Source organism: Candidatus Izemoplasma sp. (assembly GCA_036172455.1).
In the GTDB taxonomy this organism is placed as follows: Bacteria; Bacillota_I; Bacilli_A; order Izemoplasmatales; family Izemoplasmataceae; genus JAIPGF01.
Map to the genome: position 1 here is coordinate 479145 of JAXKVY010000002.1, position 24506 is coordinate 503650.

Below are 24506 nucleotides of genomic sequence, written 5' to 3' on the forward strand. Positions count from 1 at the left end.
AATATCATGCCACTTTTTATATTTGAAATTAAACGACGTTTAAAATCACTCTTAATATGGTATTTTGCGCTATTCATTATCATGATTGTTGCGAGCGTTGAATTTAGTGTTTATCAAGGAGACGAATCAATACGTGAGGCCATGGTTGCCTTTGAACCGTTTTTCAAAGCGCTTGGTGTTGAGAATTTAAACTTTACCACTGCAATAGGCTTCTTGGCCATTTTTAGTATATACATTTATCTTCCATTGACAATCTTTAGTGGGTTATTAGGCTTAACTATATTATCAAAAGAAGAACACAAAAAGACAAGTGAATTTTTATTGACATTACCATTAAAAAGAACTACTGTATTAACTCAAAAGTTATTATCTGGTGTTTTACTCACTGTCATACTAAATATGTTATTACATTTTACTATTCTAGCTATTTTTTACCAATATAACCCAACAATTGAATTGATTAGTTTTGTGTTTCATATGAGCCTAGGGGTTCTTATCATACAGCTAATCTTTTTCAGTATTGCATTCATGCTAGGTATTATTGTCGCCCGTGAAAAAGTACTCAATGGTGTCTTTTTAACGTTGCTCATTAGTACGTTTATTCTAAACATGTTGATTGGCTATCTTGATAATGCCTATTTTCTTCCTTACCTAACCCCTTTTTATTACTTTAGAGCAAGTCTAATGGTAAGTGGAGAGTTTAAAATCAGTTATATGATTCTGTCTTTACTACTGATCGGTTTATCCTTAGGATACACGTATTACTACTATCCCAAGAAAAATATTACACTGTAGAAATAGTGTCCAAATAAAAAATGACAACTTCTTTTAAGTTGTCATTTTTATTACTTTTTATGTATTATGATTTCAGTTTAAAATAGGCAATGAGTGCTTCATCGGAAATGCGTGTCGTGAAAGCATTCATAATGAATAACTCAACTTCTTTATCCGTTGCCGATTTGAAGCCTACTTTGTAGTCTTGACCAACAACAAGTTCTAAATCTTCATGATTAAACGGAACAAGTAAGGCACCTTCTAAAACAGAAGAATAAACAACGTCACCGCCAATAAGATTTTTCACTAGATCTATTAATAGGCGTCCGCCGTGTGCTTTTTGTAATGCTTTATACACTTTTTTACCAACAATCATAGTATAAGGTGCTTCAGCAAAACTATCTTGAAGTGCTAATACACCTTCAGAAATAGCATCAAATAAGGCTTCTGGATCCAGTTTCATATCAAATTTATGTTCTGCTAAATCAACTAATCCATCGATGCGAGCATCTTTATTCCCATAATAAATAGTCTTTTCTTCAAATAAAGCAATTTCTTTAGCTGCGTCTTCTAATGCATCTAAATCAGCATCTTTTGCGCCACGATCAATGTTATCTAATTCCCAACGATCCAGTTTGAAATAAATACGGGTTTCAATCAGCGGTTTTACGTCATAAAGCCCTGCCTCTACTTTACCTTCTGACTTGCATACATTCAATCGTCCCATTGAGATGCTTTCTTTTTCAAGTCCTAACGGTCCATTGACAAACAATGCTTTACGTGATGTTAAATTATTTTTCACCGCATCACTAGCAGTTTCATTAATTTCTGCCCATGCTTCCGCAGAAATGGGAGCTAAACTTTGTTTAAATAAATCCATACGTCTCCTCCTACTCTTTCATAGAACCAACGGCTAAATCTTTTTCTTCTGTTGCTTCTTCACCTTCTTCATGATGACCGATTGGTCCTTCTTTAAATAAGTTTTCTCTTAATTCAGTATCTAGTTCAGGAATTCTTCGACGAAGATATTCTAATGCCATACAAGCATGCTCTAACTCTTCATCACGATTATGTTTCAATATGCTCTTTAACGACTCGTCGCTTGTTACTGCCATGCGTTGGTTATACCAATCCACAGCTTCAAACTCCTCAATTAAACTTTTGAATGCACGTGTTAAATCACGCGTCTTTTCATCTAATACCTCATAAGGTTCATGATATTGATCCAATGTAATTCCTCCTTTTTTTATTTTACATTATTATTATAACATATTTGTACTAATAATAAAGCCTTTTGATTATATATGCTATAATAAATCTGAAAGAGGCGAAACGTATGACAAAAGACATGACATGGATAAAAACTGGGTATTTTGCTCATCGCGGACTTTACAATGATAAAGATATTCCTGAGAATTCAATGGCCGCATTTGAAGAAGCAATCGCACATGGCTATGATATTGAGTGCGATGTCCGTTTAACCAAGGACAATCGATTGGTTGTTTTTCATGATGCATCATTATTTCGTATGACTGGTAAAAAAGCTCACGTCCGTACGCAAACATTGTCCGATATTAAGCGTCTAACACTACTTGATACAAGTGAACGGGTTCGTACATTAAGAGATGTTCTTACAAGCTTACCACAAGATACTTCTTATCTTATTGAACTTAAACCTTACCGTTCTGCTAGACGTCTTGTTAACGTATTTTTAAAAGAAATAGAGGGATTAAAAATCCGATATGCCGTACATTCATTTGATCCTTTTGTTATATATCAATTTAAGAAAAAAGTGCCTAACATCATTCGAGGACAAATTGCAGAAACATTTCCTGGTAAGAGAGGATTAATGTATTTTTTATTAAAGCATATGGCTTTTAATTGTATCTCAAAACCAGATTTTATTAATTATCGATTTGAAGATTTACCGCGTAAGCGGTTGGATCGGTTAAAACAAAAAGGTATACCCATTCTATCATTTTCTGCCCGAAGCGAAGAGGACTTAACGTTTGTAAGAAATCACTATGATAATGCTGTATTTGAGCATTTCAAACCAAAAAAAGAGTATAACGAATAAATTATTCGTTATACTCTATTGTTTTTCTATGAGTATTTGCAACATGCATATCAGAAATTTTATAATACGCTATAACTTGTAATATATAAATAACGATAAGTAAGATTAAACGATAAAAGACAAAGTATTGAGCCAATAAGACTTGTAATGGCCAAATATAGTAAAAATGAAATCCTATATTGTTTAGGAAAACAAAACCTGCGAGCGCAACAAGCGGTTGAAGCATGTAGCGATTATTATAGTGTGTGGCCGCATAAATACCCAAGTAAACAAATGTAATTAAACTAATCATAAATGCTAAAAACACAATCCAAGATGTTGAGTTAGGTGCAATTTGATTACAAATCATCACGATTAAAAGAGCTGGTATCGTAACTCGAATAATCTTATAGTGTGAAAAATCTATCAATACTAATATGTAAAACACCGAAGAACTAAGCAACATTAAAATCAGTAACCCAGTAGGTAAATTTAACACATTGTACATCGTATATCCACACAATCCAGGTCCTGTAAAAATCTTAATGAGTAGCGTAACTAAATTCGCGGCTATTAATACAGCAAACTTGTGAATAGTTGTCATAACAATCTCCCTTTTCATAGTATAATGGGTCTTTTTTAAGAATAAAACATCGTGCCTTTTGGCTTTAAAATAGCTAGAAAAACTTTTTTTATTTTTTTTAATCATTGTGCTTTACTTTCTTTTTTAACGTGTTATAATATCCTCTGGCTTGATAAAAAAACTACCAATAAAGGGGGAGTAATCATGTACATTACGCATATGGAAAACGTTATGATTTTTGAACAAACACGTTTAGAACACAGAGAAAAAATCAAAAAAGTAGACAAGCATAATCGCTAAAAAAGAGTTCGCTTAATTGGGAATTCTTTTTTATTATATCACATTATTTATAATTAAACACAATTATTTATAATATAATTTCGTTATTTGCATGCACATAACAAAAAAGCTAACCGAGGTTAGCTTTTTTAATTTAGTCAACAAATTCAATGATTGCCATTTCTGTTGAATCACCACGGCGAGGTCCCATTTTATAAATGCGAGTGTATCCGCCATCGCGATCTGCGAAGCGTGGTGCGATATCATCAAAAAGTTTTTGTAGTGCGTTTTTATTTTCACCAGCATCTATAGGTCTTACTGTTTGACCAGCTTGACGGCGTGATGCAAGTGTATTTTTCTTACCAAGAGTTACCATTTTGTCCGCTAGACGTTTTAACTCTTTTGCTTTTGTCGCAGTTGTTGTGATGCGTTCATGAATGATTAATTGTGTCACTAAATCACGAAGCATCGCTTTACGTTGATCACTTCTACGATTTAATTTTCGATATCCGCTCATGAATTCTACCTCCTATGTATGTCTTGCAAGTGATAGATTCAATTCATCTAGTTTAGTCTTCACTTCTTTAAGCGATTTTTTACCTAAGTTACGTACTTTCATCATATCTTCTTCTGTTTTCTGAGTTAACTCTTCAACAGTGTTGATACCCGCACGTTTTAAGCAATTATATGACCGTACTGATAAGTCTAAATCTTCAATTTGCATTTCTAAGATTTGAGAGTTTTGTTCGTCTTCACGTTCAACCATAAACTCTTCTTCTTTAACTTTTTCACTTAATTCAACCATAACATTCAAGTGTTCAATCATCATTTTAGATGCAACAGCGATTGCTTGTTGAGGTGTTACAGCGCCATTAGTCCAGATTTCAAGCATTAATTTATCATGTCCAGCATCCCCACTAGACGCAGGGCTAACATCATAATTAACGCGTGTAACTGGTGTATAAATACTATCGATTGGAATAACCCCAATCATGCTTCGATTGATAAATTGTTTGTTTTCATCAGCGCTAACGTAACCAATCCCACGTCTTGCGGTCATGACCATACGGAATTTCCCAGCGCTTACGGTTGCGATATGTTGATCTTCATTGATGATCTTCACTTCATTATCGCAAATAATATCTTTTGCAGTAACTACTTGAGGTCCGTCAACATAGATTTCCAATCGTTTTTCTACATCTGGATCGTCATTATCAATACTTAGTACAACTTCTTTTAAATTCAATACGATACTTGTTACATCTTCAACCACACCGTCAATGCTCGAATATTCATGGTCAACACCATCAATTTCTACATTAACAATCGCAGCACCTGGTAAAGAAGATAAAAGAATACGACGCATTGAGTTTCCTAATGTAATTCCATACCCTCGTTCAAGTGGGGTAATTAGGAACTTTCCATAGGTATTATCGTCATCAAGTAATTCGATCGATGTATTTGGTTTCTCGAATTTTAAATCTTTCAATAGATTCCCTCCTTTAGATTACTACGGTTTATTTATGAGGTCGTTTTGGTGGACGACACCCGTTGTGTGGAATTGGTGTAACGTCGTTAATTGCAGTAATGTCTAATCCTGCAGTTTGTAAACTACGAATTGCTGCTTCACGTCCAGGACCTGGACCTTTAACAGAAACTTCAACACGTTTTACACCGTGATCCATAGCTGCTTTAGCGCATGCTTCTGATGCTAACTGTGCAGCAAATGGTGTTGATTTACGACTACCTTTATATCCTAATGCACCCGCACTGCTCCAAGCAATTGCGTTTCCATCTCGATCTGTAATCGTAATGATTGTATTATTGAAAGTCGAATGAATATGTGCCACTCCGGAAGGAATATTTTTTCTCACACGACGTTTCTTTTTAACTCTTTTTTTAACTTGTTTACGTGCCATTATTGTCTTCCTCCTTTATTTTTTCTTGTTCGCTACTGTACGTTTTGGACCTTTACTTGTCCGTGCGTTATTGCGTGTCTTTTGTCCGCGTACAGGAAGCCCTTTACGATGACGCATTCCTCGATAACTTCCAATTTCTTTTAAACGTTTAATATTCATATTAACTTCTCTTCGTAAGTCACCTTCAACCTTTACAGTTTCGACTTCACTACGAATACGAGATAATTCGTCTTCTGTTAAATCTTTTGTTCTTGTACTTTCATTTACATCTGCTTTTGCTAAAATATCTTGTGCAGTTGACTTTCCGATTCCATAAACATATGTTAACGAAATAACAATACGCTTATCGCGTGGGATATCAACACCTGCTATACGTGCCATTTATCGTGCACCTCCTATTAACCTTGTCTTTGTTTGTGCTTTGGATTTTCACAAATAACCATAACTTTACCTTTACGCTTGATTATTTTACATTTATCGCACATTTTTTTTACACTTGGTCTTACTTTCATAATAATTTTCCTCCTTTGGAGCGCTAATTTCTCTTTTTATGACGGTAAGTAATTCGCCCACGTGTTAAATCGTACGGAGACATTTCCACCGTGACTTTGTCGCCTGGTAGAATGCGAATGTAATACATACGGATTTTACCAGAAACGTGTGCTTTTACTTTATGACCGTTCTCTAACTCAACCAAAAATTCTGTATTTGGTAATGCCTCGACAACAGTACCTTCAAACTCAATTTTTTCTTCTTTAGCCATAATTCCTCCTTTAAACCGTTGTTAAAAGAATAGGTTTATCCTCGGTAATCACAATCGAATGCTCATAATGAGCACTAAGTGATCCATCTATTGTAACCGCAGTCCAATTATCTTTTAGTACTTTAACCTCTTTACGACCCATGTTAATCATTGGTTCTATCGCAAATGTCATACCTGGTTTTAATAAGGTTCCTTTGCCAGGAAGTCCAAAGTTTGGTATTTGAGGATCTTCATGTAACTCTTTACCGAGTCCATGTCCTACAAATTCTCGCACAACACTATATCCATGTCTCTCAGCATATGTTTGAATCGCATGTGAGATATCTGATAATCGATTGCCTGCTTTAGCCTGTTCTAATCCTTTAAATAATGATGCTTTTGTTACGTCCATGAGACGTTTTGCCTCATCACTAATGTCACCAACTGCATATGTCCAAGCACTATCTCCGTGATATCCTTTGTAATACGCACCAATATCGACACTGATGATGTCACCTTCTTGAAGGATGACTTGCTTATTTGGAATACCATGTACCACTTGTTCGTTAACACTTGTACAAGCACTACCCGGAAACCCACCATATCCTTTAAAGGATGGGGTTGCACCATGGTCACGAACTACCTGTTCTACCACTTGATCTATCTCTAATGTAGATATCCCTGGTTGAATCATTTTACTCACCGCTTCATGGGCAAGCGCAACAATTTTACCAGCTTCTCTCATAATATCTATTTCACGCGGTGATTTAATCGTAACCATTATAAATCCTCCAAAACCATCATAATATCTTCTGTTACTTGGTCAAAGGCTTGCATACCATTAACATGGTATAAGATACCTTTTTCCTCATAGTAATCAAGTAATGGCTTTGTTTTTGTTTCATATATTTCAAGGCGATTTTGCACTGATTCGTGGGAATCATCTTGACGTTGGTAAAGTTCGCCACCACATTCATCACAGACACCAGGTGTCTTCGGTGGTTTAAACTTTAAGTGATAGGTTTCTCCACAATTACGACAGACACGACGATGCTCCATGCGTTCAAATAACACATCATGACTCGATAAAATATTGATTACAGCATCAAGCTGTGTATCCATTTTATCTAACATCTGATCTAGCGCAACGGCTTGATTAACTGTCCGTGGATAACCATCTAGTATAAAACTACTTTTTGCATCTTCTTTTTCGAGACGTTTACGAACAACTTGGTTGGTGATGTCATCACTTACTAAATTGCCATTCTTAATGTACTTCATTGCTTCAATACCAACGGAATCGCCAGCATTGTAGGCATCTCTGAACATCTGTCCTGTTGAGATACTAGGCATATCATACTTCTCTTTAATTAATTTTGATTGGCTACCTTTCCCAGCACCTGGAGGACCCATTACTAGTATCTTCAGAGAAAACACCTATCTAATGAATCCTGAGTAAGTTTGCTCTTGCGCTTGGGTTTTGATTTGTTTTGTAGTTTCGATAGCCACACCTACAACAATCAATAAGCTTGTTCCACCAATTTGCACATAAGCTGGAAGATCAAAGATCATCGCTAGAAAAATTGGTAGTGACGCAACAAATACTAAGTATGTTGCTCCGATAATTGTAATTCTAAACAATGTTTTAGAAATATAGTTTTCAGTATCAACTCCAGGTCTAACACCTGGAATATATGCTTGTTGTTTTTGTAAGTTATCCGCTACTTTTTCTGGATTAATTTGAACAAATGCATAGAAAAATGCAAAGATAAAAATAAGTCCAACATACACAACATATCCAAGTGGACGTTGATATGTAAAGAGTTCATTCATCCAAGTTCCAAAGAGCGTTGCATTTAATTCTGGTATAAAGTTTAAGATTGTTGATGGAATACTCAAAATAGTAACCGCAAAGATAACTGGAATAACACCCGCAGAGTTAATTTTTAATGGGATGTTTGATTCGTTTTTACCTTTAAAACGTTGTCCTGCTGGACGATTTGAGTACTGAATTGGTACTTTTCTATAAGATGATTGCATTATGGTAACGAATAAGATTACGGCAATATAAATAAATAAGACTAAGGCAAAGATTAAGTAAGACTCAACATTTGCAGTTGCTGCTGTAACATACTCGCCAACTAAACTCGAAATCATGCTTGGCATACCACTAACGATCCCAGCAACGATAATCATACTGGTTCCATTCCCAATACCATACATGGTAATTTGATCAGAAAGCCAAAGTAAGAATGCTGTCCCAGCGGTCATAACAATCGCTAAGTAAGTGTAGGTAACAAAGGTAACTTGGAAATCACCAATATCAAAGATACTGTCTCCTGTTAAACGGAAACCATATGTCATAGCTAATGCTTGAATAAATGCTAATCCAATAGCTAAATAACGTGTTAATTGGTTGATTTTACGTTTACCCGTTTCGCCTTCTTCTTGCCATTCTTTTAAGATTGGCACAATGTCCATTTGTAATAACTGAACAACGATCGATGCGGTAATGTAAGGCCCAATACCAAGGGCTATAATACTGTAATTCTTTAATGCATTACCTGTGAATGCATTCGCGATGCCTAGAATACCACTGTCAGCTTGTTCAAAAAAGCTACTAATGATATCAGGGTTAACGAGGGGGATGTGAATATAAGTTGCTGTCTTATAAATGAGAAAAGCAAAAAGCGTAAATAAAATCTTTTTCATTACTTCTTTATTTTTTAATGCCGCAACTATAGTCTGCATCTAAATCACCTCGACGCTTCCACCAACTGCTTCTATTTTTTCTTGCGCAGATTGACTGAATTTGTTTGCCTTGACTTCTAGTTTAACAGTTAATTCACCGTCACCTAAAACTTTAAGTCCATCAAGGTTGCGTTTGATAATACCATCATTACGTAATAATTCAGGTGTAATAACAGTACCCTCTTTATAATCATTTAATTCTTTAACGTTCACAACTGCGTATTCTTTACGGAAGTGATTGTTGAATCCAACTTTACGTAGGCGTTTGAATAATGGTGTTTGCCCACCTTCAAATCCTGGACGAGTTCCGCCTCCTGAGCGTGAATTTTGTCCTTTAGTCCCGCGACCAGCAGTTTTACCTAAACCGCTTCCTGGACCTCTACCTTTACGTTTTCTGTTATTTGTTGAACCAGGAGTTGGTCTTAAGTTATTTAAATCCATGGTTTTCCCTCCTACTTCTCTTGTACTTCTACTAAGTGTGAGATTGAACGTACCATACCACGAATGGTAGGTGTATCTTGTTTAACAACTGTTTTTCTCATCTTTTTTAAGCCAAGTGCTTTAACGGTTTTACGGTGGTTTGGTTTTGCACCGTTAGCACTTTTCACTAACGTGATATGTAATTCAGCCATTAGTGTAAAATCTCCTCAACGCTCATACCACGTGTACGTGCAACTTGTTCCGCAGTTCTTAAGCGATCAATTGCATCGAATGTAGCACGAACGATATTAATTGGCGTATTTGACCCTAAGTTTTTACTTAAGATATCTTCAACACCAGCTAACTCAAGTACGGCACGCACTGCACCACCAGCAATGACTCCAGTCCCGCCAACAGCAGGTTTTAAGAATACTTCTCCACCTGAATGTTTTCCAACAATTTGATGTGGGATTGTTTTTCCGTACATTGGTACTTTAACTAAATTATTTTTGGCATCTTGGATTGCTTTCTTAATCGCATCTGGTACTTCTTGAGCTTTACCAGTACCGAATCCAACTTTACCTTTTTTATCACCGATTACAACAAGTGCACTAAAGCGGAAACGACGTCCACCTTTTACAACTTTTGTAACACGGCTAATATTGACAACTCGCTCTTCGTATTGCTTTGGTTGGCGTCTACGGCGAGGTCTTCTTCTACGATTTTTCTTGTCTTGCATTGGCTAACCTCCTTAGAATTTCAATCCTGCATCACGTGCAGCATCAGCTAATGCTTTAACGCGACCGTGGTATCTATACCCACTACGATCAAAGACAACATTATTGATATTGTTTTCAAGCGCGCGTTTAGCGATTTTTTCTCCAACCACTTTTGCAGCTTCAACATTTCCACCATTGTCTACTTTGTCATCTTTTTCAATCGTTGATGCGCTTGCAAGTGTCACCGCGTTAATATCATCGATTACTTGTGCATATAAATGTTTGTTAGAACGATATACACTTAAACGTGGACGAAGTGGTGTCCCGACCAATGATTTTCTTGCTCGTAAGTGACGTTTTTGACGCATTTTATTTCTCGATTTTTTCTTAATCATAATCAACACTCCTAACTGCTACTTAGCAGTTTTTCCTTCTTTTCTACGTACGTGTTCATCGACGTAGCGAATTCCTTTTCCAAGATAAGGTTCAGGTGGACGAACCTTTCTTACATTTGCAGAGAATTCTCCGACTTGTTGTTTATCAATACCTGAAATAGTAATTGCTGTATTTTTCTCAACATTTACATCTAATCCTTCAGGGATTTCCATTTCAACATCGTGTGAATATCCAGCACTAATTACAAGTGTTTTACCTTTAACTTGTGCACGGTATCCAACACCGATCATTTTTAAATCCTTTTTATAACCTTGAGTCACACCGTCAACCATATTATTTATTACGGCACGGGTAGTTCCGTGAATCGAACGGTGAGATTTTGACTCAGATGGTCTTTCTACGATAACTTCCTGATCAGTCACTGAAACACTCATGTCTTCATGATGTGTAAATTCAAGTGATCCTTTAGGACCCTTAACAGTAACCAAGTTTCCGTCAACTGTGACAGTAACACCTTCAGGAATAGCCACCGGCTTTTTACCAATACGACTCATTTTTTTACCTCCTGTTTGATTACCATACGTATGCGATGATTTCGCCACCAACACGTTGTTTACGTGCCTCACGGTCTGTCATAACACCTTGAGATGTTGAAATCACGGCAATACCTAGTCCATTTAATACTTTAGGAATTTCGTTTGTTTTTGCATATACTCTAAGACCGGGCTTAGAAATACGCTTTAATCCTTTTACAACGCGTTCGTTTTGCATATATTTCATGGTGACGCGAAGCACATCTTGAGGATGTTTATTTATAATGTTATAATCTGTGATATATCCTTCTTTTTTTAACAACTCTGCAATTTCATTTTTGAGCTTTGAAGCAGGAATATCCACTTTCGCTTTTTTCATTTGGTTTGCATTCCGGATACGGGTTAACATATCTGCGATAGGATCTGTCATTACCATTTATTTTTCCTCCTTCCAATTGCTTGGAATATAGTTTATTTTAGCTTACCAGCTTGCTTTTTTAACGCCTGGTATTTGTCCTTTATATGCCAATTCACGGAAACAAATACGGCATAATTTAAATTTTTTGTAAACGCCATGAGGTCTCCCACAACGTTGACAGCGTGTATATTCTCTTGAAGAGAATTTCGCTTTCTTTTGTTGTTTTACAACCATTGATTTTTTTGCCATTAGTTTCCTCCTTATTTCTTAAACGGCATTCCGAGTTGTTTGAGCAATTCTAACCCTTCGATGTCTGAATTAGCCGTTGTAACAATCACGATATCCATACCGCGAACACGGTTAACTTTATCATAGTTAATCTCAGGGAAAATTAATTGTTCTTTAACACCTAGTGTATAATTTCCACGACCATCAAACGCTTTGTTTGACACCCCTTGGAAGTCTCTAACACGTGGCAATGCCACAGCGATTAATTTATCTAAAAATTGATACATTCTTTCACCGCGTAATGTCACTTTACATCCAATTGCCATACCTTCACGAATTTTGAAGTTCGCAATTGATTTTTTAGCTTTTGTAATAACTGGCTTTTGTCCAGTTAATGTCATTAATTCTTCAACTGCGTCATCTAATGCTTTGGCATTATCTTTCGCATCTCCAACACCCATGTTGACAACGATTTTATCAACTTTTGGTGCTTCCATAATTGATGAATAATCAAATTTCTCAACCAATGCTTGACGCACTGATGTATTGTATGTTTCTTGTAAGCGATTCATGCTAAAAGCCTCCTTTCTGATTAGTCTAATACCTCACCAGATTTTTTAGAATATCTTACTTTACGTGTGACGTCTTCTTTTTTAACTTTCTCAGTGATAGTTTTATAACCAACACGTGTTGGTCCATTTTTACCATCAACAAGCATTACATTTGATGCGTGAATTGGTGCTTCATATTCCATGATGCCACCTTCTGGATTATTTTGAGTAGGTTTCGCATGTTTTTTAATAATATTAACACCTTCAACGATCACTTTATTCGTTTTTGGAAAAACTTTTAACACTTTTCCCTCACGATTGAGGTTTGCACCGCTAATAACTCTAACAGTATCGCCTTTTTTAATTTTCATTCTGTAACCTCCTACTCTATAATACTTCTGGAGCTAGTGAAACAATTTTCATAAATCCTGCTTCACGTAACTCACGTGCTACTGGTCCAAAAATACGGGTTCCGCGTGGACTCTTGTCGTCACGAACAATTACAGCAGCATTATCATCGAATTTTATATAGCTTCCATCTTTACGACGAACGCCTTTTTTCGTACGTACAATTACAGCACGTAAAACGTCTCCTTTTTTAACCATTCCACCAGGAGTTGCTTGTTTTACGGTAACTGTTATAATATCGCCAACGTTGGCGTATTTGCGTCCTGTTCCCCCTAAAATCTTAACTGCTAAGACTTCACGAGCACCAGAATTATCCGCTACTTTTAATCTTGATTCTTGTTGAATCATCCTAAGAACCTCCTTTAAGCTCTCCTACATTTATTAAGAGCGTGTTTCCACAACATCTAATAAACGGAATCTTTTCGTTTTTGACAATGGACGTGTTTCCATAATACGTACTTTGTCGCCAACTCTTGCTTTGTTGAGTTCGTCATGACAAGTGTATTTTTTCGATTGTTTAACACGTTTTCCATATAATGGATGTTTTTTGTATATTTCAACTAATACAGAAATTGTCTTATCGTTTTGATCAGCGACAACCATTCCTGTTAATACTCTACGACTATTACGTTCCATATTGATCTCTCACCTCTATTTAGCGCGCTCGTTAAGCACAGTTTTCATGCGAGCGATCGCTTTCTTTACTTTTCCAATGCGAGCAGTATTCTCAAGTTGACCTGTCGCTTGTTGAAAACGAAGATCAAATAGTTCCTTTTTCAACTCAGATATTTCTTCATTGATTTGCGTAGTGTCCCATTCTCTAATTTCATTAGCCTTCATTAGAATCACCACTTTCTCGTTTTACAATTTTCGTTCTTACTGGTAATTTGTGAGAAGCTAAGCGCAATGCTTCACGCGCGATTTCTTCACTTACACCACCAACTTCGAACATGATTGTTCCACGTTTTACTACTGCTACAAATCCGTCAGGAGCTCCTTTACCAGAACCCATACGAACTTCTAATGGTTTCGCTGTTTTCGCCATATGTGGGAAAATACGAATCCAAACTTTACCTTGACGTTTCATAAAACGTGTTAATGCGATACGAGCTGACTCAATTTGACGGCTGCTTATCCAAGCACCATCTAATGATTTTAACCCGTAATCACCAAAATTTATTTCAATGCCACCTTTTGCTCTACCTTCATATGATACACGATGAGGACGGCGATATTTCGTTCTTTTCGGAGTTAACATTAGTTTCTCCCTCCTCTTTTTTTAGCCGGTAGAATTTCGCCTTTATAGATCCAAACTTTAACACCAAGTTTTCCATAGGTTGTGTTTGCTTCAACAGCAGCATAATCGATATCTGCACGGAATGTATGTAATGGAACATTTCCTTCAGAATATCCTTCACTACGTGCCATTTCAGCTCCACCTAAACGACCTGATACTAATGTTTTACATCCTTTAGCGCCAGCGCGCATAGCACGTTGGATAGCCATTTTTTGGACGCGTCTAAATGAAGCACGGTTTTCTAATTGGCTCGCGATATTTTCTGCGACCAATTTCGCATCTAAATCCGGCTTTTTGATTTCTTGGATATTTAAATATACTTCTTTACCTGTTAAGTTTTGTAGTTTTTCAACAACGGCATTCTTAATGCTGCTGCCACGACCGAAAACCATTCCTGGTTTTGCTGTGTGGACAGAAACGATAATGCGGTTTTTCATACGCTCTATTTCAATTCTTGAAACTGCTGCATTTCTATAAAAATCTTCTAATAATTCGCGAATCTTAAGATCTTCATGTAATAAATCAGCTACGTCATTTTTATCCGCATACCAGCGAGAATCCCAATCTTTAATAATTCCTAATCTCAATCCGACTGGACTTACTTTTTGACCCAATGTGATTCCCTCCTTTACTCTTTCTCAGCCACAACAGCTGTGATGTGACTAGTACGTTTATTAATAGCGGTAGCTCTACCTTGTGCGCGTGGTCTAAAACGTTTCAACGTAGGGCCTTCACCGACATATATCTCTTTGACGAAAAGGTTATCTGTGTCCATGTTGTAATTATGTTCTGCGTTGGCAACTGCAGACTTAATTAACTTGGCAACAACTGGCGCAGCTTTTTTAGGTGTAAGTTGGCAGATAGCTAATGCCTCTGGAACATCTTTACCTCTAACTAAATCAAGCACCAATTTCACTTTACGAGAAGAGATTCTAACCATTTTTGATTGTGCTCTGGCTTCCATTATGCTTTGCCTCCTCGTTTAGTTGCTTTCTTTTCTTCTTTGTTATGTCCTTTGAAAGATCGTGTTGGAGCGAACTCTCCTAATTTATGTCCAACCATATCTTCTGTAACATATACAGGGATATGCTCTTTTCCGTTATATACTGCAATTGTATGTCCAACAAACTCAGGGAAAATCGTCGAACGACGTGACCAAGTTTGTACAACACGCTTCTTGCTTTGCTCGTTTAAAGCTTCAATTTTATTCATCAAATGATCGTCACAAAAAGGTCCTTTTTTTAATGAACGTGCCATATTGAGTTCCTCCTCTCCTATTTACGACGGCTAACGATTAAACGATCGCTAGCTTTTTTCGATTTTCTAGTTTTAAGTCCAAGGGCTGGTTTACCCCAAGGTGTAACAGGTGATTTCAGACCGATAGGCTGACGTCCCTCTCCACCACCATGTGGGTGATCGTTTGGATTCATTACTGATCCACGAACAGTAGGTTTAATACCTCTGTGTCTATTTTTACCAGCTTTACCGCGGTTAACTAATTCATAGTCTTGGTTACCAACTTCACCGATGGTAGCTTTACAAGTTCCTAGAATTTTACGACGTTCTCCACTTGCTAATTTAACAAGCACATAACGTTCTTCACGGCCAATAATTTGTGCTTTCGCACCTGCACTACGTGCAATTTGTCCACCTTTACCAGGTTTCATTTCCAAGTTGTGGATAAACCGTCCAACTGGAATTTTATTTAGTGGTAATGCATTCCCTACAACGATATCTGCATTATCACCTGATTCTAAAGTCATACCTACTTTAAGTCCTTTAGGTGCAATGATATAGCGTTTTTCTCCATCTGCGTAATGTAACAATGCAATGTTAGCACTACGGTTTGGATCATATTCGATTGTAGCTACTTTTGCAGGAATATTGTCTTTATCACGTTTGAAATCGATGATCCGGTATTTACGTTTCGCTCCACCACCATGATGGCGAACCGTAATTCTACCTTGACTGTTACGACCTGACTTTTTAGGAAGTGGTTTTAATAACGACTTCTCTGGTTTATTCGTTGTGATTTCAGAATAATCCAAGCTTGTCATATGTCGTTGTCCGTTGGTCATCGCTTTATATTTCTTTAAAGCCATATGAAATCCTCCTTAACTTTATGCTTCGAAGATTTCAATCTTGTCACCATCAGCTAATGTAACAATAGCCTTTGTAATGACAGGTTTGAAACCTTGGTGTTGCCCAACACGTTTTTTCTTGCGGGCACTCTTAAGCTTATTTACTTTAGTGACAGTCACATCAAATAACTCTTCAATAGCTTTTCTAATTTGAATTTTATTTGCGCGCTTGTCAACGCTAAATGTATATTTGTTTTGTTCTTCAGAAAGTAACATTGTTTTTTCTGTGATAATTGGGTGTTTGATAATTTCACTCGCTCTCATTATCCAAGCACCTCCTCATAATTTTTCACAGCAGCTTCTGTTAACACAACTGTTTTATAATTTAATAAATCATAAACACTTGCATGAGCAACAGTTGCTAATGTGATGTTTGGAATGTTACGTGCTGCTAAAATTAGATTGTCGTTTAACGCATCAACAACAATAATAACTTTACCTTCTAGTTTTAGGTTATTAAGTACCGCAACCATTTCCTTTGTTTTCATACTCTCTAATGCTAAGTCTTTAACAATAACTAATTGCTCATCTTGCAACTTAGAGCTTAATACGCTTTTTAATGCTAAACGTCTTACTTTGCGATTTACTTTTAATTTATATTTACGTGGTGTAGGACCAAATACTGTTCCTCCACCAACCCATAAAGGTGAACGGTTTGAACCAGCACGAGCTCGTCCTGTCCCTTTTTGTCTCCAAGGTTTTGCGCCACCTCCGGAAACTTCACTACGTCCTTTCACTTTATGTGTTCCTTGACGCATACCAGCACGTTGTGATTTAACAACTTCATAAACTGCTTGTGTGTTAGGTTTAATCCCGAACACAGCATCATTTAATGTGATGTCACCAGCAACGTTACCGCTTTGATTCATCAATGCAACTTTTGGCATTTTAAATCCTCCTTTCGAAAGTGGTTATTCTTGAGCTTCTTCAGCTTCGGTTTCAGTTTTAACGATATAATCTTCTGGATTTAGTGCGTCAACAGGTTCTTGGCTAACAGCACGTTTAACGAAGACTAATCCTTTTTTAGGTCCTGGAATAGACCCTTTAACTAGAAGTAAATTACGGTCTAAATCGACTTTAACAACTTCTAAGTTTTGAATTGTAACAGTTTCATGTCCCATATGTCCTGGTAAGTTTTTACCTGGGCGAACATGATTTGGATCAATTGGTCCCATTGTCCCTGGTCCACGGTGATAGTGACTACCGTGACTCATTGGTCCGCGTGATTGATTATGACGCTTAATTGAACCAGCAAATCCTTTTCCTTTTGAAGTTCCCGTTACATCAATAACTTCGCCTTCTTCAAATATATTTACCCTAATCTCTTGACCTACTTCAAAGTTATACATTTCATTTCCTCTAACTTCTCTTAAGTAGCGCTTAGGATCCGCATCAGCAGCTGCTAAATGACCTAATTCAGATTTATTAGCTAACTTCATACGTTTGTTTTTGAAGCCTAATTGGATGGCTTCATATCCATCTTTTTCTAAAGTTTTCTTTTGAAGAACAACATTTGGTTCACAACTTACAACTGTAACAGGTACTAATTCACCCGCGTCGCTGAAAACTTGTGTCATTCCAACTTTTGTCCCTAAGATACCTTTGGCCATGAGTAAACCTCCTTAAATTTGTTTAATTATTTTAATACAATGTCAACACCAGATGGTAAATCTAGGTGCATCAAACTATCGATCGTAGCCGGAGTAGGATCCGTAATATCGATTAGACGTTTGTGAGTACGTCTTTCAAATTGTTCACGAGATTTTTTGTTAACGTGAACTGAACGCAAGATTGTGAAGATTTCTTTTTCAGTTGGCAGTGGTACAGGTCCGCTAATTTTAGCACCTGTTTTCTTTGCCGTTCTTACAATTTTTTGCGCTGATTGATCTAATAATCTGTGATCATAAGATTTCAATCTAATTCTAATTTTTTGATTTGCCATGTTTTCCTCCTTTTTATGCCTATTCTCTTGTAATAGACTTGCTCCATGGAAATTACCTGACGACCAAGACAACGCCTCTCGGTGTGTCAGCAACCTCCCACTTCGTTGCCTGACTCAGACGTGAGTCTTAGACATATTACCAAAAAAGATTTACCAATGCAAGTACTTTTCTCACTTTTTTTAAAATTCCTTCCTTATTATATATATAGGGCTTATTTCGGTATTAAAATAAGAAAATTGCATAATATACTATCTATGTGATATACTCTTTATGTAACATATGTTACAAAAAGGAGTGGTTTGATGCAATTACATCAGGTACCATTACTAAAAAGCGCAAAAGTTGATTTGAGACAAATTGATATCGTATCCTATCCCAAAGGATATACGATTGAACAAGAGGGTGCAATGAGTACTTATATTGGGATTGTTTTAAGTGGATCTATTGTTATCAAGTCCTATTCTCTTGCAGGTCATACGTTCATTATTCGTTCACTCTATGAAGGGATGATGTATGGTGATGTATTAATATTTGGCAGCCACAGTAAGGCCTATCCAGGCACTTTGATCGCAAGAGAACATACCCAAATTGCCAAGATTAATAACCAACTGTTTAAACGGTGGCTTAGTGAATCAGAAACACTGCTAAGTAACTATTTAAAACTACTAAGTGATAAGACCTACGAAGTAAACAACAAAAACAAACTATTAAGTCAAGATTGCTTAAGAGATAAAATTTTATATTATCTCTATGCACAAAAAAAGAAGCAACAATCAAACATCATTAAACTCGACCAATCAAAAGAAGAGCTCGCTGAAGCACTTTATGTAAGACGCCCCTCATTAAGTAGAGAACTCTCTAAAATGAGAGATGAAGGATTAATCGATTATGATAGGCATACGATCACGATTAAGGTACAATAAAAAAGACAACTTTTGCAAGTTGTCTTTTATTACTTTTCAATGTAAAGAATACCGATAGTACCGGCACCACAATGAGTTGATATCGTACAGCCCGCTTTTGTTTCAAGCAAGTTATTTACACTCATATTGTTAACGACGTTTTGACGTATGTAATCAGCATTCTTCTCCGCTTTTGAATGCGTAATCATAATATAATCACTTTCAATCTTATCTTGATTTGAAATAGTTTCATTCACCATATATCGTACTGCTTTTCGCATAGCGCCAGATATTTTTTTACCTACTATCATTTTCCCATCAACAACTTTGATTAATGGGTGAAGTCTTAACATATTACCCATAAAATTGCTTAAGGCATTTAACCGACCACCCTTGTATAAATACTCTAAGGTGTCAATCACAAATTGACTTCTTACTTTAGGAACGGTGGCTTCTAAACTAGCAACAATTTCATCAATATTCAGACCCTCTTCAATCATATCTGATGCCTTAAGTAATAAAAGACCAATACCACTTGATAAATTCGCTGAATCAACAAGATATATATCTTCTGACTCTAATAACGTCTTAGCTAAATTAGCACTTTGAAATGTTCCAGAAAACTGTGCGCCAATACCCAAATAAAGAATTTGATATCCTTCATCTAGAAACCGTTTAAAGACCTCTTCAAACTCTCCTGGTGAAATGGCTGCACTTTTAGGTAAATCCCCTGTTTCCTCTACTTTTTGATAGAGTGTATCAACTGTAATATTTACTCCATCTAAATAACGTTCATCACCGAATGATACGTGCATCGGTATGATTTCAATATTCCGTTTTTTTATGATGTTAGAACTTAAATCACATGTGCTATCTGATATTAACTTAATTGGTTTCATCTTTCTCCCCCTATTTCATATAACATTATAGCACATTATAGGATTTTTTATAACGAGTTATTATAAATTTTAGTAAAATATATTACAAGTCTTTTCTTTGTCTTTTTTTGGTTATTATTGCTATAATTAAGGATAGAAAGTGAGTGATACTATGCATAAGCATGTTGCTTTTAATGATTCTCATCTCCATTTACTTGGATTAGGCTATGTCCAAACAATGGTTGATTTATCTGGATATAAATCAATTAAAGATACCTACAATATAACAATTGACAAAGATCTTATATATGGTCGCGGTTGGCATCAAGATCAGTTTATTGAAAAACGCTACCCAACAAAGGATGATTTAAACCAAGTATCAACACAAAAACCCGTCATCTTTTTGCGTGTCTGTGGTCATGTCCTGGTCTGTAATGATAAAGCAATGGCACTCGCAGGAGTTGATAAAGATACACCTCAAGTACCTGGCGGAAAGTTTGACCTAACTACTGGTACATTTAGTGAAGATGCAATGAAACTAATTAAATCAATCTTACCTAAAAATGATAAAGCAGCCATAAAAAATATGTTTTTATCTGGCCAAGAACAGTTGTTTTCACAAGGGATTACACAATGTGCGAGTGATGATTTTTCAATCTTAGATGTCCCTTATGAACTTGTACTAGAGTCCTTAAAAGAGCTGTATGACTCAGGTGAGATGACAATTCGTTTGACCGAACAAGCGAACATACCAGATGTGAAAATATTAAAATCTTTCTTAAATAAAAACCATCATAAAACGACTTTTGGGAACTTTAAAATGGGACCACTCAAGTTATTAGCAGATGGTAGTCTTGGTGGGCGTACAGCTTATCTCAATGAGCCATATGATGACGATCCATCAACAAGGGGGATTAAAGTCTTTACTGATGCTACACTAGAAGAACTTATTTATCTTGCGGACTCCCATGGAATGGATGTTGCTATCCATGCAATTGGTGATGGAATCATTGATATTATTTTAGATACAATTGAACGTGTAACAAACCGTACTGGAAGAACCAATCATCGGCACAGTTTAATTCATGCTCAACTTGCAACTTCGTCTCAAATTCAACGTATGAAAAATATGGGAATAATGCCAATCGTACAACCCATTTTTATCAACAGTGATTTACCTATTGTTAGTAAGCGACTTGGTAAAAAAAGAATAAAGGAATCATATTTATTCCATAAAATGTTCATGGAAGGATTAAATGTCGGATTTAGCACTGATGCGCCTGTAGAAGCTGTTAATCCATTCGCTAATATATATACAGCAATGACAAGAAAATCGATTAAACATCCCAATCTAGAGGCAATGAAAAACGATAATCCATTCACTTATGAAGAAGCATTGGAATGCTATACAAGCCATAATATGTTCCACTCATATGATAAAGGTCAAACTTTTAACGACTATATCTATTTAGATAGGGTCCCCAACAAAAATGCGCCCGAAGACTTACTTGAAATCAATGTATTAGAAACGTATTTAGACGGTAATCTCGTTTACAAAAAAGAATAACTTAGGCTGTGAACTAGTAAGATGTTAGTAGACACAAAAAGAACTGTGTTTATTAACATCTTTTTGAATACTAACCATAAGAGGTGAAATCGGGTTTAGTATAGTTTAGTAGACAGTATAAGTAAAAAATCAACTCTTTATTATAGAATGAGGAAAGGAGGTTTTACTTATAATAAAAAACCACACTGAAAAACGTTCATTTTTCAATGTGGTTTATTATTTATTTTTCCTTTAAGTACACTATAAACAATCACTTACCATGAAATTAGGACCAATAATACAATAATAAATATAATACTTAAAAACGTTATCACTAGAATCCAATTATGAAGATTGTGCTTTTCAGATGTATTAATATCCTCTTCTTTAGATTCACCAACACGAATAGCGTGCTGGCCTAAACTATGGTCGCGATCATTGTTTGAAATCCGTGTTTGATCATTTTTAATAACAGCCTTTTTATCATCACTCATCAAATCACTCCTCTTAATCGCATACTTAATGATAACATGATTTCTTTATTTCATCCAAATATAAGGCTATCAATACACATTATCCTTTTAAGTAGCAAGATAAAACTTATTTTAACTATACTGGTTTTCTCTATTGATGTAGCCAATAAATTGTGATACACGCTCTTCAATTGAACTCGACTCTAAAACGAGATCCATTGTATCTTCATTAAACATTCCATGTTTTCTTTCAATCATCATTTCTACAGGTTTTGGTAGATTGCCATTCATGCGCATTTTAAAGCGTTCTTTTATTATCTCTTGATCTTCTTTCAATAATACTTTAACTGCATTATCTGGCAATAATTCAAGGTCTTTTTTCTCTGAAACAACATAAATAATAATTCCGTCAGCCTGATTCAATATATCACAGAAGGTCTTATTAGCTATTGATTCATTTTTGGCGAGTTACAAATAATCTTTATCCGAATATTCTTCAAATTTGATATGGTTTTTCAAGGCTTCAACTAAAGTAGATTTACCTGTGTAGTTTTCACCGATTATTGCGATTACCATAGTATTCCTCCACTCTCAAAAAAAGGCCTTAAATAGGGTCTTGTTTATTGTGTAATAATAGTTCCTGATTCTAATTTGAATGCTTTTTCAGCATTGTTTAATGATGCAATAACGCTTGTTTTTCCAGTTTTTGCAAAACGTGAGGTTGCTTTAATCTTTGGCAACATACTTCCTGGAGCGAAGTGTCCTTCTTTGATATATGTCTCTAACTCATCAACAGTCACATTAGATAGTGCTTTTTCATTGTCTTTACCAAAATTAATATACACTTGATCAACAGCTGTTAAAATAACAAGCATATCTGCGTCGATTTCCTCAGCTAAAGTAGCGCTGGCATTATCTTTATCAATTACTGCCGCTATCCCTTCTAAGCCTTTTTCCGTTTCTACAACAGGAATCCCTCCACCACCAACAGTGATAACAATATGTCCTGCTTTTAATAAGGATTGAATCATCGCTTTCTCTTTAACATCAATTGGCATCGGACTCGGTACGACACGTCGATATCCCCGTCCAGAATCCTCAACCATATTATAGCCCATTTCTGCTTCTAATTTAAGAGCTTCTTCTTCTGTATAAAATGCCCCAATAGGTTTTCTTGGATTATCAAATGCCTCATCGTTGGCATTAACAACAACTTGAGTAATCAAAGCTGCAATATTACGGTTAATCTTATGCATACTTAAAGCGTTACCGATAGCATTTTGCATATGATACCCAATATACCCTTGGCTCATTGCTCCGCACTCAGGAAAAGGCATTTGAGGTGTATTTTCACTTTCCGTAAATGCAAGGTTTATCATCCCTACTTGGGGACCATTACCATGTGCAATCACCACCTCGTGACCATCCTTTATTAACTCAACAATGTGCTCAGCAACATTTGTAAGAAGTAGTTTCTGTTCGGCAGGGGTTTTACCTAGAGCATTACCTCCTAGACTAACAACTATTCTACTCATACTGATCCTTTAATGTAGCCAGCATAACCGCTTTAATAGTATGCATTCTATTTTCTGCCTCCTGAAATACTACACTTTGTTTCGATTCAAACACTTCGTTAGTCACTTCCATTTCACCATTCTTTAACTTTGGAAATTGCTCTTTAAATGTGTTAGCAATTTCTTCACCAACATTTGTATCTTTTCCATGAAAGGCAGGTAAACAATGCATAAATATAGCATTTTTATGTGCGTTATTCATTAATTCTTTATCTACTTGATAATCAATTAATTGTTCAATTCGATCTTGCCAAACATCTTTTGGCTCACCCATACTAACCCAAACATCAGTATAAATAACATCAACATCTTTTGTACCTTCCATTTTATCTTCTGTAAAATTCAAGGTTGCGCCTGTTTCCTTAGCAATTTCATTACAGGTATCGATTAATGATTGTTCTGGCCATAACGCTTTAGGTGCAACACCAGTGAAATGAAGACCTAATTTAGCTGCGCCAATCATTAAACTGTTACCCATATTGTTTCTCGCATCACCAACATAGGTAAACTTGATCCCTTTCAACTCTCCAAAAACTTCCTTTATTGTTAAAAAGTCAGCTAAAATTTGAGTTGGATGATAAATGTCAGTTAACCCATTCCAAACGGGAACTCCACTATGTTCAGCAAGCGCTTCAACATCCGATTGATTGTATCCTCTAAATTCAATACCATCATACATTCGACCAAGAACTCTAGCAGTGTCTTTAACACTCTCTTTTGTATTCATTTGAGATCCATTAGGACCCAAGTAAGTGGTACTCATCCCTAAATCTTGAGCACCAACCTCAAATGCACAACGTGTCCGGGTAGAGTCCTTTTGAAACAGTAAAACTACGTTCTTATCGGTCAATACTTTGTGTTCAATTCCCTCATACTTTTCACTTTTCAACTTACTCGAAAGTTTAATTAAATAGTTAATCTCTTCGGGTGTAAAGTCTAGTAATGTCACAAAATTACGGTTTTTTAAGTTCATAA

Annotated in this window: 42 protein-coding genes; 4 read left to right on the plus strand and 38 right to left on the minus strand. The window is 36.1% G+C overall.

Translation table 11 applies throughout. The features are described from left to right. The first annotated feature begins 6 nt into the window (after positions 1 to 6). On the plus strand, positions 7 to 795 hold the full coding sequence (locus UMR38_05005) for an ABC transporter permease subunit (protein ID MEC9485213.1): 789 nt from the start codon (positions 7 to 9) through the stop codon (positions 793 to 795). A 64-nt stretch (positions 796 to 859) separates the two neighbouring features. Here the strand turns inward: UMR38_05005 and UMR38_05010 are convergent, their stop codons facing one another. Further along, the gene (locus tag UMR38_05010) at positions 860 to 1654 is read right to left on the minus strand and encodes a family 1 encapsulin nanocompartment shell protein (GenBank protein MEC9485214.1); all 795 of its coding nucleotides are present in this window, start codon (positions 1652 to 1654) and stop codon (positions 860 to 862) included. Between the two features lie 10 nt (positions 1655 to 1664). Beyond that, entirely contained in the window at positions 1665 to 2003 is a 339-nt protein-coding gene (locus UMR38_05015; protein MEC9485215.1) for an encapsulin-associated ferritin-like protein, read from the minus strand. A 107-nt stretch (positions 2004 to 2110) separates the two neighbouring features. Here UMR38_05015 and UMR38_05020 point away from each other — a divergent pair, with 107 nt between their 5' ends. After that, positions 2111 to 2851, plus strand: coding sequence for a glycerophosphodiester phosphodiesterase family protein (locus UMR38_05020; GenBank protein ID MEC9485216.1), 741 nt, complete (start codon positions 2111 to 2113; stop codon positions 2849 to 2851). Position 2852: 1 nt separating this feature from the next. Here the strand turns inward: UMR38_05020 and UMR38_05025 are convergent, their stop codons facing one another. The 31 genes from UMR38_05025 to rpsJ all read right to left on the minus strand — a co-directional run bounded on the left by UMR38_05025 (position 2853) and on the right by rpsJ (position 18157). Continuing rightward, entirely contained in the window at positions 2853 to 3434 is a 582-nt protein-coding gene (locus tag UMR38_05025) for a hypothetical protein (protein ID MEC9485217.1), read from the minus strand. A 412-nt stretch (positions 3435 to 3846) separates the two neighbouring features. Continuing rightward, complete coding sequence (gene rplQ, locus UMR38_05030) at positions 3847 to 4209, minus strand: 50S ribosomal protein L17 (GenBank protein MEC9485218.1); 363 nt, start codon at positions 4207 to 4209, stop codon at positions 3847 to 3849. Positions 4210 to 4221: 12 nt separating this feature from the next. Beyond that, positions 4222 to 5181, minus strand: a complete 960-nt coding sequence (locus UMR38_05035) for a DNA-directed RNA polymerase subunit alpha (GenBank protein MEC9485219.1) — start codon at positions 5179 to 5181, stop codon at positions 4222 to 4224. A gap of 28 nt (positions 5182 to 5209) precedes the next feature. Continuing rightward, positions 5210 to 5611 carry a 30S ribosomal protein S11 gene (gene rpsK, locus UMR38_05040; protein MEC9485220.1) on the minus strand — a complete coding sequence of 134 codons (402 nt, stop codon included), beginning with the start codon at positions 5609 to 5611 and terminating at the stop codon, positions 5210 to 5212. A 15-nt stretch (positions 5612 to 5626) separates the two neighbouring features. Further along, on the minus strand, positions 5627 to 5992 hold the full coding sequence (rpsM, locus tag UMR38_05045; protein ID MEC9485221.1) for a 30S ribosomal protein S13: 366 nt from the start codon (positions 5990 to 5992) through the stop codon (positions 5627 to 5629). Positions 5993 to 6009: 17 nt separating this feature from the next. Further along, entirely contained in the window at positions 6010 to 6123 is a 114-nt protein-coding gene (gene rpmJ, locus UMR38_05050) for a 50S ribosomal protein L36 (protein MEC9485222.1), read from the minus strand. Positions 6124 to 6146: 23 nt separating this feature from the next. Then, positions 6147 to 6374, minus strand: coding sequence for a translation initiation factor IF-1 (infA, locus tag UMR38_05055; GenBank protein ID MEC9485223.1), 228 nt, complete (start codon positions 6372 to 6374; stop codon positions 6147 to 6149). 10 nt (positions 6375 to 6384) lie between these two features. Next, entirely contained in the window at positions 6385 to 7134 is a 750-nt protein-coding gene (gene map, locus UMR38_05060; protein MEC9485224.1) for a type I methionyl aminopeptidase, read from the minus strand. Continuing rightward, the gene (locus UMR38_05065) at positions 7134 to 7790 is read right to left on the minus strand and encodes an adenylate kinase (GenBank protein MEC9485225.1); all 657 of its coding nucleotides are present in this window, start codon (positions 7788 to 7790) and stop codon (positions 7134 to 7136) included. The genes map and UMR38_05065 overlap by 1 nt, the downstream gene beginning before the upstream one ends. Continuing rightward, a complete protein-coding gene (gene secY, locus UMR38_05070) occupies positions 7791 to 9104 on the minus strand; it encodes a preprotein translocase subunit SecY (GenBank protein ID MEC9485226.1) in 1314 nt (437 codons plus the stop codon). Continuing rightward, positions 9105 to 9545 (minus strand): 50S ribosomal protein L15, encoded by a 441-nt coding sequence (gene rplO / locus UMR38_05075; protein MEC9485227.1) that lies wholly within the window; start codon positions 9543 to 9545, stop codon positions 9105 to 9107. It abuts the gene before it with no gap. Between the two features lie 11 nt (positions 9546 to 9556). Next, complete coding sequence (gene rpmD / locus UMR38_05080) at positions 9557 to 9736, minus strand: 50S ribosomal protein L30 (protein MEC9485228.1); 180 nt, start codon at positions 9734 to 9736, stop codon at positions 9557 to 9559. Beyond that, on the minus strand, positions 9736 to 10263 hold the full coding sequence (rpsE, locus tag UMR38_05085; protein MEC9485229.1) for a 30S ribosomal protein S5: 528 nt from the start codon (positions 10261 to 10263) through the stop codon (positions 9736 to 9738). Before rpsE ends, rpmD begins: the two co-directional genes overlap by 1 nt. 12 nt (positions 10264 to 10275) lie before the next feature. Continuing rightward, positions 10276 to 10647: a 50S ribosomal protein L18 gene (gene rplR / locus UMR38_05090; protein MEC9485230.1), complete on the minus strand. Its 372-nt coding sequence runs from the start codon at positions 10645 to 10647 to the stop codon at positions 10276 to 10278. 9 nt (positions 10648 to 10656) lie between these two features. After that, positions 10657 to 11193, minus strand: a complete 537-nt coding sequence (gene rplF, locus UMR38_05095; GenBank protein MEC9485231.1) for a 50S ribosomal protein L6 — start codon at positions 11191 to 11193, stop codon at positions 10657 to 10659. A gap of 19 nt (positions 11194 to 11212) precedes the next feature. After that, positions 11213 to 11608, minus strand: coding sequence for a 30S ribosomal protein S8 (gene rpsH, locus UMR38_05100; protein ID MEC9485232.1), 396 nt, complete (start codon positions 11606 to 11608; stop codon positions 11213 to 11215). A gap of 45 nt (positions 11609 to 11653) precedes the next feature. Continuing rightward, entirely contained in the window at positions 11654 to 11839 is a 186-nt protein-coding gene (locus UMR38_05105) for a type Z 30S ribosomal protein S14 (protein MEC9485233.1), read from the minus strand. Between the two features lie 11 nt (positions 11840 to 11850). Beyond that, positions 11851 to 12390 (minus strand): 50S ribosomal protein L5, encoded by a 540-nt coding sequence (gene rplE, locus UMR38_05110; protein ID MEC9485234.1) that lies wholly within the window; start codon positions 12388 to 12390, stop codon positions 11851 to 11853. 20 nt (positions 12391 to 12410) lie between these two features. Then, positions 12411 to 12740, minus strand: a complete 330-nt coding sequence (rplX, locus tag UMR38_05115; GenBank protein MEC9485235.1) for a 50S ribosomal protein L24 — start codon at positions 12738 to 12740, stop codon at positions 12411 to 12413. 16 nt (positions 12741 to 12756) lie between these two features. Next, the gene (gene rplN / locus UMR38_05120) at positions 12757 to 13125 is read right to left on the minus strand and encodes a 50S ribosomal protein L14 (GenBank protein MEC9485236.1); all 369 of its coding nucleotides are present in this window, start codon (positions 13123 to 13125) and stop codon (positions 12757 to 12759) included. A 33-nt stretch (positions 13126 to 13158) separates the two neighbouring features. Continuing rightward, a complete protein-coding gene (rpsQ, locus tag UMR38_05125; protein MEC9485237.1) occupies positions 13159 to 13413 on the minus strand; it encodes a 30S ribosomal protein S17 in 255 nt (84 codons plus the stop codon). 15 nt (positions 13414 to 13428) lie between these two features. Further along, positions 13429 to 13617 (minus strand): 50S ribosomal protein L29, encoded by a 189-nt coding sequence (gene rpmC / locus UMR38_05130; GenBank protein MEC9485238.1) that lies wholly within the window; start codon positions 13615 to 13617, stop codon positions 13429 to 13431. Continuing rightward, on the minus strand, positions 13607 to 14035 hold the full coding sequence (gene rplP, locus UMR38_05135; protein MEC9485239.1) for a 50S ribosomal protein L16: 429 nt from the start codon (positions 14033 to 14035) through the stop codon (positions 13607 to 13609). The genes rpmC and rplP overlap by 11 nt, the downstream gene beginning before the upstream one ends. Continuing rightward, a complete protein-coding gene (gene rpsC / locus UMR38_05140; GenBank protein ID MEC9485240.1) occupies positions 14035 to 14688 on the minus strand; it encodes a 30S ribosomal protein S3 in 654 nt (217 codons plus the stop codon). Before rpsC ends, rplP begins: the two co-directional genes overlap by 1 nt. Positions 14689 to 14702: 14 nt before the next feature. Continuing rightward, complete coding sequence (gene rplV / locus UMR38_05145) at positions 14703 to 15038, minus strand: 50S ribosomal protein L22 (GenBank protein ID MEC9485241.1); 336 nt, start codon at positions 15036 to 15038, stop codon at positions 14703 to 14705. Next, the gene (gene rpsS, locus UMR38_05150; GenBank protein MEC9485242.1) at positions 15038 to 15331 is read right to left on the minus strand and encodes a 30S ribosomal protein S19; all 294 of its coding nucleotides are present in this window, start codon (positions 15329 to 15331) and stop codon (positions 15038 to 15040) included. The genes rplV and rpsS overlap by 1 nt, the downstream gene beginning before the upstream one ends. A 17-nt stretch (positions 15332 to 15348) precedes the next feature. Continuing rightward, entirely contained in the window at positions 15349 to 16176 is an 828-nt protein-coding gene (gene rplB / locus UMR38_05155; protein MEC9485243.1) for a 50S ribosomal protein L2, read from the minus strand. 18 nt (positions 16177 to 16194) lie between these two features. Beyond that, positions 16195 to 16479 (minus strand): 50S ribosomal protein L23, encoded by a 285-nt coding sequence (gene rplW / locus UMR38_05160; GenBank protein MEC9485244.1) that lies wholly within the window; start codon positions 16477 to 16479, stop codon positions 16195 to 16197. Continuing rightward, on the minus strand, positions 16479 to 17102 hold the full coding sequence (gene rplD, locus UMR38_05165; GenBank protein ID MEC9485245.1) for a 50S ribosomal protein L4: 624 nt from the start codon (positions 17100 to 17102) through the stop codon (positions 16479 to 16481). Before rplD ends, rplW begins: the two co-directional genes overlap by 1 nt. A gap of 24 nt (positions 17103 to 17126) precedes the next feature. Further along, a complete protein-coding gene (rplC, locus tag UMR38_05170) occupies positions 17127 to 17825 on the minus strand; it encodes a 50S ribosomal protein L3 (GenBank protein MEC9485246.1) in 699 nt (232 codons plus the stop codon). A gap of 26 nt (positions 17826 to 17851) precedes the next feature. Next, positions 17852 to 18157 (minus strand): 30S ribosomal protein S10, encoded by a 306-nt coding sequence (gene rpsJ / locus UMR38_05175; GenBank protein ID MEC9485247.1) that lies wholly within the window; start codon positions 18155 to 18157, stop codon positions 17852 to 17854. 303 nt (positions 18158 to 18460) lie between these two features. On the opposite strand from rpsJ, the gene UMR38_05180 reads away from it, so the two are divergent. Continuing rightward, positions 18461 to 19081, plus strand: a complete 621-nt coding sequence (locus UMR38_05180) for a Crp/Fnr family transcriptional regulator (protein MEC9485248.1) — start codon at positions 18461 to 18463, stop codon at positions 19079 to 19081. Positions 19082 to 19110: 29 nt separating this feature from the next. Here UMR38_05180 and UMR38_05185 read toward each other — a convergent pair whose 3' ends face one another. Then, positions 19111 to 19959 (minus strand): DegV family protein, encoded by an 849-nt coding sequence (locus UMR38_05185; protein ID MEC9485249.1) that lies wholly within the window; start codon positions 19957 to 19959, stop codon positions 19111 to 19113. Positions 19960 to 20098: 139 nt separating this feature from the next. On the opposite strand from UMR38_05185, the gene UMR38_05190 reads away from it, so the two are divergent. Next, positions 20099 to 21505, plus strand: a complete 1407-nt coding sequence (locus UMR38_05190) for an amidohydrolase (GenBank protein MEC9485250.1) — start codon at positions 20099 to 20101, stop codon at positions 21503 to 21505. A gap of 254 nt (positions 21506 to 21759) precedes the next feature. Here UMR38_05190 and UMR38_05195 read toward each other — a convergent pair whose 3' ends face one another. The 4 genes from UMR38_05195 to argF all read right to left on the minus strand — a co-directional run bounded on the left by UMR38_05195 (position 21760) and on the right by argF (position 24504). Beyond that, positions 21760 to 21978, minus strand: coding sequence for a hypothetical protein (locus UMR38_05195; protein ID MEC9485251.1), 219 nt, complete (start codon positions 21976 to 21978; stop codon positions 21760 to 21762). Between the two features lie 111 nt (positions 21979 to 22089). Then, complete coding sequence (locus UMR38_05200) at positions 22090 to 22380, minus strand: hypothetical protein (protein MEC9485252.1); 291 nt, start codon at positions 22378 to 22380, stop codon at positions 22090 to 22092. 197 nt (positions 22381 to 22577) lie between these two features. Continuing rightward, positions 22578 to 23492: a carbamate kinase gene (arcC, locus tag UMR38_05205; GenBank protein ID MEC9485253.1), complete on the minus strand. Its 915-nt coding sequence runs from the start codon at positions 23490 to 23492 to the stop codon at positions 22578 to 22580. Then, a complete protein-coding gene (gene argF / locus UMR38_05210) occupies positions 23485 to 24504 on the minus strand; it encodes an ornithine carbamoyltransferase (protein MEC9485254.1) in 1020 nt (339 codons plus the stop codon). Before argF ends, arcC begins: the two co-directional genes overlap by 8 nt. Positions 24505 to 24506: the final 2 nt, after the last annotated feature.

Bases quoted from the DNA above. Each gene is read 5' to 3' on its own strand.
- rpsH (MEC9485232.1), bottom strand. From the start codon at position 11,608: ATGGTAATGACAGATCCTATCGCAGATATGTTAACCCGTATCCGGAAT.
- rplW (MEC9485244.1), bottom strand. From the start codon at position 16,479: ATGAGAGCGAGTGAAATTATCAAACACCCAATTATCACAGAAAAAACA.
- infA (MEC9485223.1), bottom strand. From the start codon at position 6,374: ATGGCTAAAGAAGAAAAAATTGAGTTTGAAGGTACTGTTGTCGAGGCA.
- rpsS (MEC9485242.1), bottom strand. From the start codon at position 15,331: ATGGCACGTTCATTAAAAAAAGGACCTTTTTGTGACGATCATTTGATG.
- argF (MEC9485254.1), bottom strand. From the start codon at position 24,504: ATGAACTTAAAAAACCGTAATTTTGTGACATTACTAGACTTTACACCC.
- rpmD (MEC9485228.1), bottom strand. From the start codon at position 9,736: ATGGCTGAATTACATATCACGTTAGTGAAAAGTGCTAACGGTGCAAAA.
- UMR38_05020 (MEC9485216.1), top strand. From the start codon at position 2,111: ATGACAAAAGACATGACATGGATAAAAACTGGGTATTTTGCTCATCGC.
- rplC (MEC9485246.1), bottom strand. From the start codon at position 17,825: ATGGCCAAAGGTATCTTAGGGACAAAAGTTGGAATGACACAAGTTTTC.
- UMR38_05105 (MEC9485233.1), bottom strand. From the start codon at position 11,839: ATGGCAAAAAAATCAATGGTTGTAAAACAACAAAAGAAAGCGAAATTC.
- arcC (MEC9485253.1), bottom strand. From the start codon at position 23,492: ATGAGTAGAATAGTTGTTAGTCTAGGAGGTAATGCTCTAGGTAAAACC.
- rplE (MEC9485234.1), bottom strand. From the start codon at position 12,390: ATGAATCGCTTACAAGAAACATACAATACATCAGTGCGTCAAGCATTG.
- rpsJ (MEC9485247.1), bottom strand. From the start codon at position 18,157: ATGGCAAATCAAAAAATTAGAATTAGATTGAAATCTTATGATCACAGA.
- rplP (MEC9485239.1), bottom strand. From the start codon at position 14,035: ATGTTAACTCCGAAAAGAACGAAATATCGCCGTCCTCATCGTGTATCA.
- secY (MEC9485226.1), bottom strand. From the start codon at position 9,104: ATGCAGACTATAGTTGCGGCATTAAAAAATAAAGAAGTAATGAAAAAG.
- rplN (MEC9485236.1), bottom strand. From the start codon at position 13,125: ATGATTCAACAAGAATCAAGATTAAAAGTAGCGGATAATTCTGGTGCT.
- rplB (MEC9485243.1), bottom strand. From the start codon at position 16,176: ATGGCTTTAAAGAAATATAAAGCGATGACCAACGGACAACGACATATG.
- rpsM (MEC9485221.1), bottom strand. From the start codon at position 5,992: ATGGCACGTATAGCAGGTGTTGATATCCCACGCGATAAGCGTATTGTT.
- rpsQ (MEC9485237.1), bottom strand. From the start codon at position 13,413: ATGGAACGTAATAGTCGTAGAGTATTAACAGGAATGGTTGTCGCTGAT.
- UMR38_05025 (MEC9485217.1), bottom strand. From the start codon at position 3,434: ATGACAACTATTCACAAGTTTGCTGTATTAATAGCCGCGAATTTAGTT.
- UMR38_05010 (MEC9485214.1), bottom strand. From the start codon at position 1,654: ATGGATTTATTTAAACAAAGTTTAGCTCCCATTTCTGCGGAAGCATGG.
- rplX (MEC9485235.1), bottom strand. From the start codon at position 12,740: ATGAAAATTAAAAAAGGCGATACTGTTAGAGTTATTAGCGGTGCAAAC.
- rplD (MEC9485245.1), bottom strand. From the start codon at position 17,102: ATGCCAAAAGTTGCATTGATGAATCAAAGCGGTAACGTTGCTGGTGAC.
- UMR38_05195 (MEC9485251.1), bottom strand. From the start codon at position 21,978: ATGAGTGATGATAAAAAGGCTGTTATTAAAAATGATCAAACACGGATT.
- rpmC (MEC9485238.1), bottom strand. From the start codon at position 13,617: ATGAAGGCTAATGAAATTAGAGAATGGGACACTACGCAAATCAATGAA.
- rplO (MEC9485227.1), bottom strand. From the start codon at position 9,545: ATGGATTTAAATAACTTAAGACCAACTCCTGGTTCAACAAATAACAGA.
- rplQ (MEC9485218.1), bottom strand. From the start codon at position 4,209: ATGAGCGGATATCGAAAATTAAATCGTAGAAGTGATCAACGTAAAGCG.
- UMR38_05185 (MEC9485249.1), bottom strand. From the start codon at position 19,959: ATGAAACCAATTAAGTTAATATCAGATAGCACATGTGATTTAAGTTCT.
- rpsE (MEC9485229.1), bottom strand. From the start codon at position 10,263: ATGCAAGACAAGAAAAATCGTAGAAGAAGACCTCGCCGTAGACGCCAA.
- UMR38_05005 (MEC9485213.1), top strand. From the start codon at position 7: ATGCCACTTTTTATATTTGAAATTAAACGACGTTTAAAATCACTCTTA.
- rplF (MEC9485231.1), bottom strand. From the start codon at position 11,193: ATGAGTCGTATTGGTAAAAAGCCGGTGGCTATTCCTGAAGGTGTTACT.
- rplV (MEC9485241.1), bottom strand. From the start codon at position 15,038: ATGGAAGCCAGAGCACAATCAAAAATGGTTAGAATCTCTTCTCGTAAA.
- map (MEC9485224.1), bottom strand. From the start codon at position 7,134: ATGGTTACGATTAAATCACCGCGTGAAATAGATATTATGAGAGAAGCT.
- rpmJ (MEC9485222.1), bottom strand. From the start codon at position 6,123: ATGAAAGTAAGACCAAGTGTAAAAAAAATGTGCGATAAATGTAAAATA.
- UMR38_05180 (MEC9485248.1), top strand. From the start codon at position 18,461: ATGCAATTACATCAGGTACCATTACTAAAAAGCGCAAAAGTTGATTTG.
- rpsK (MEC9485220.1), bottom strand. From the start codon at position 5,611: ATGGCACGTAAACAAGTTAAAAAAAGAGTTAAAAAGAAACGTCGTGTG.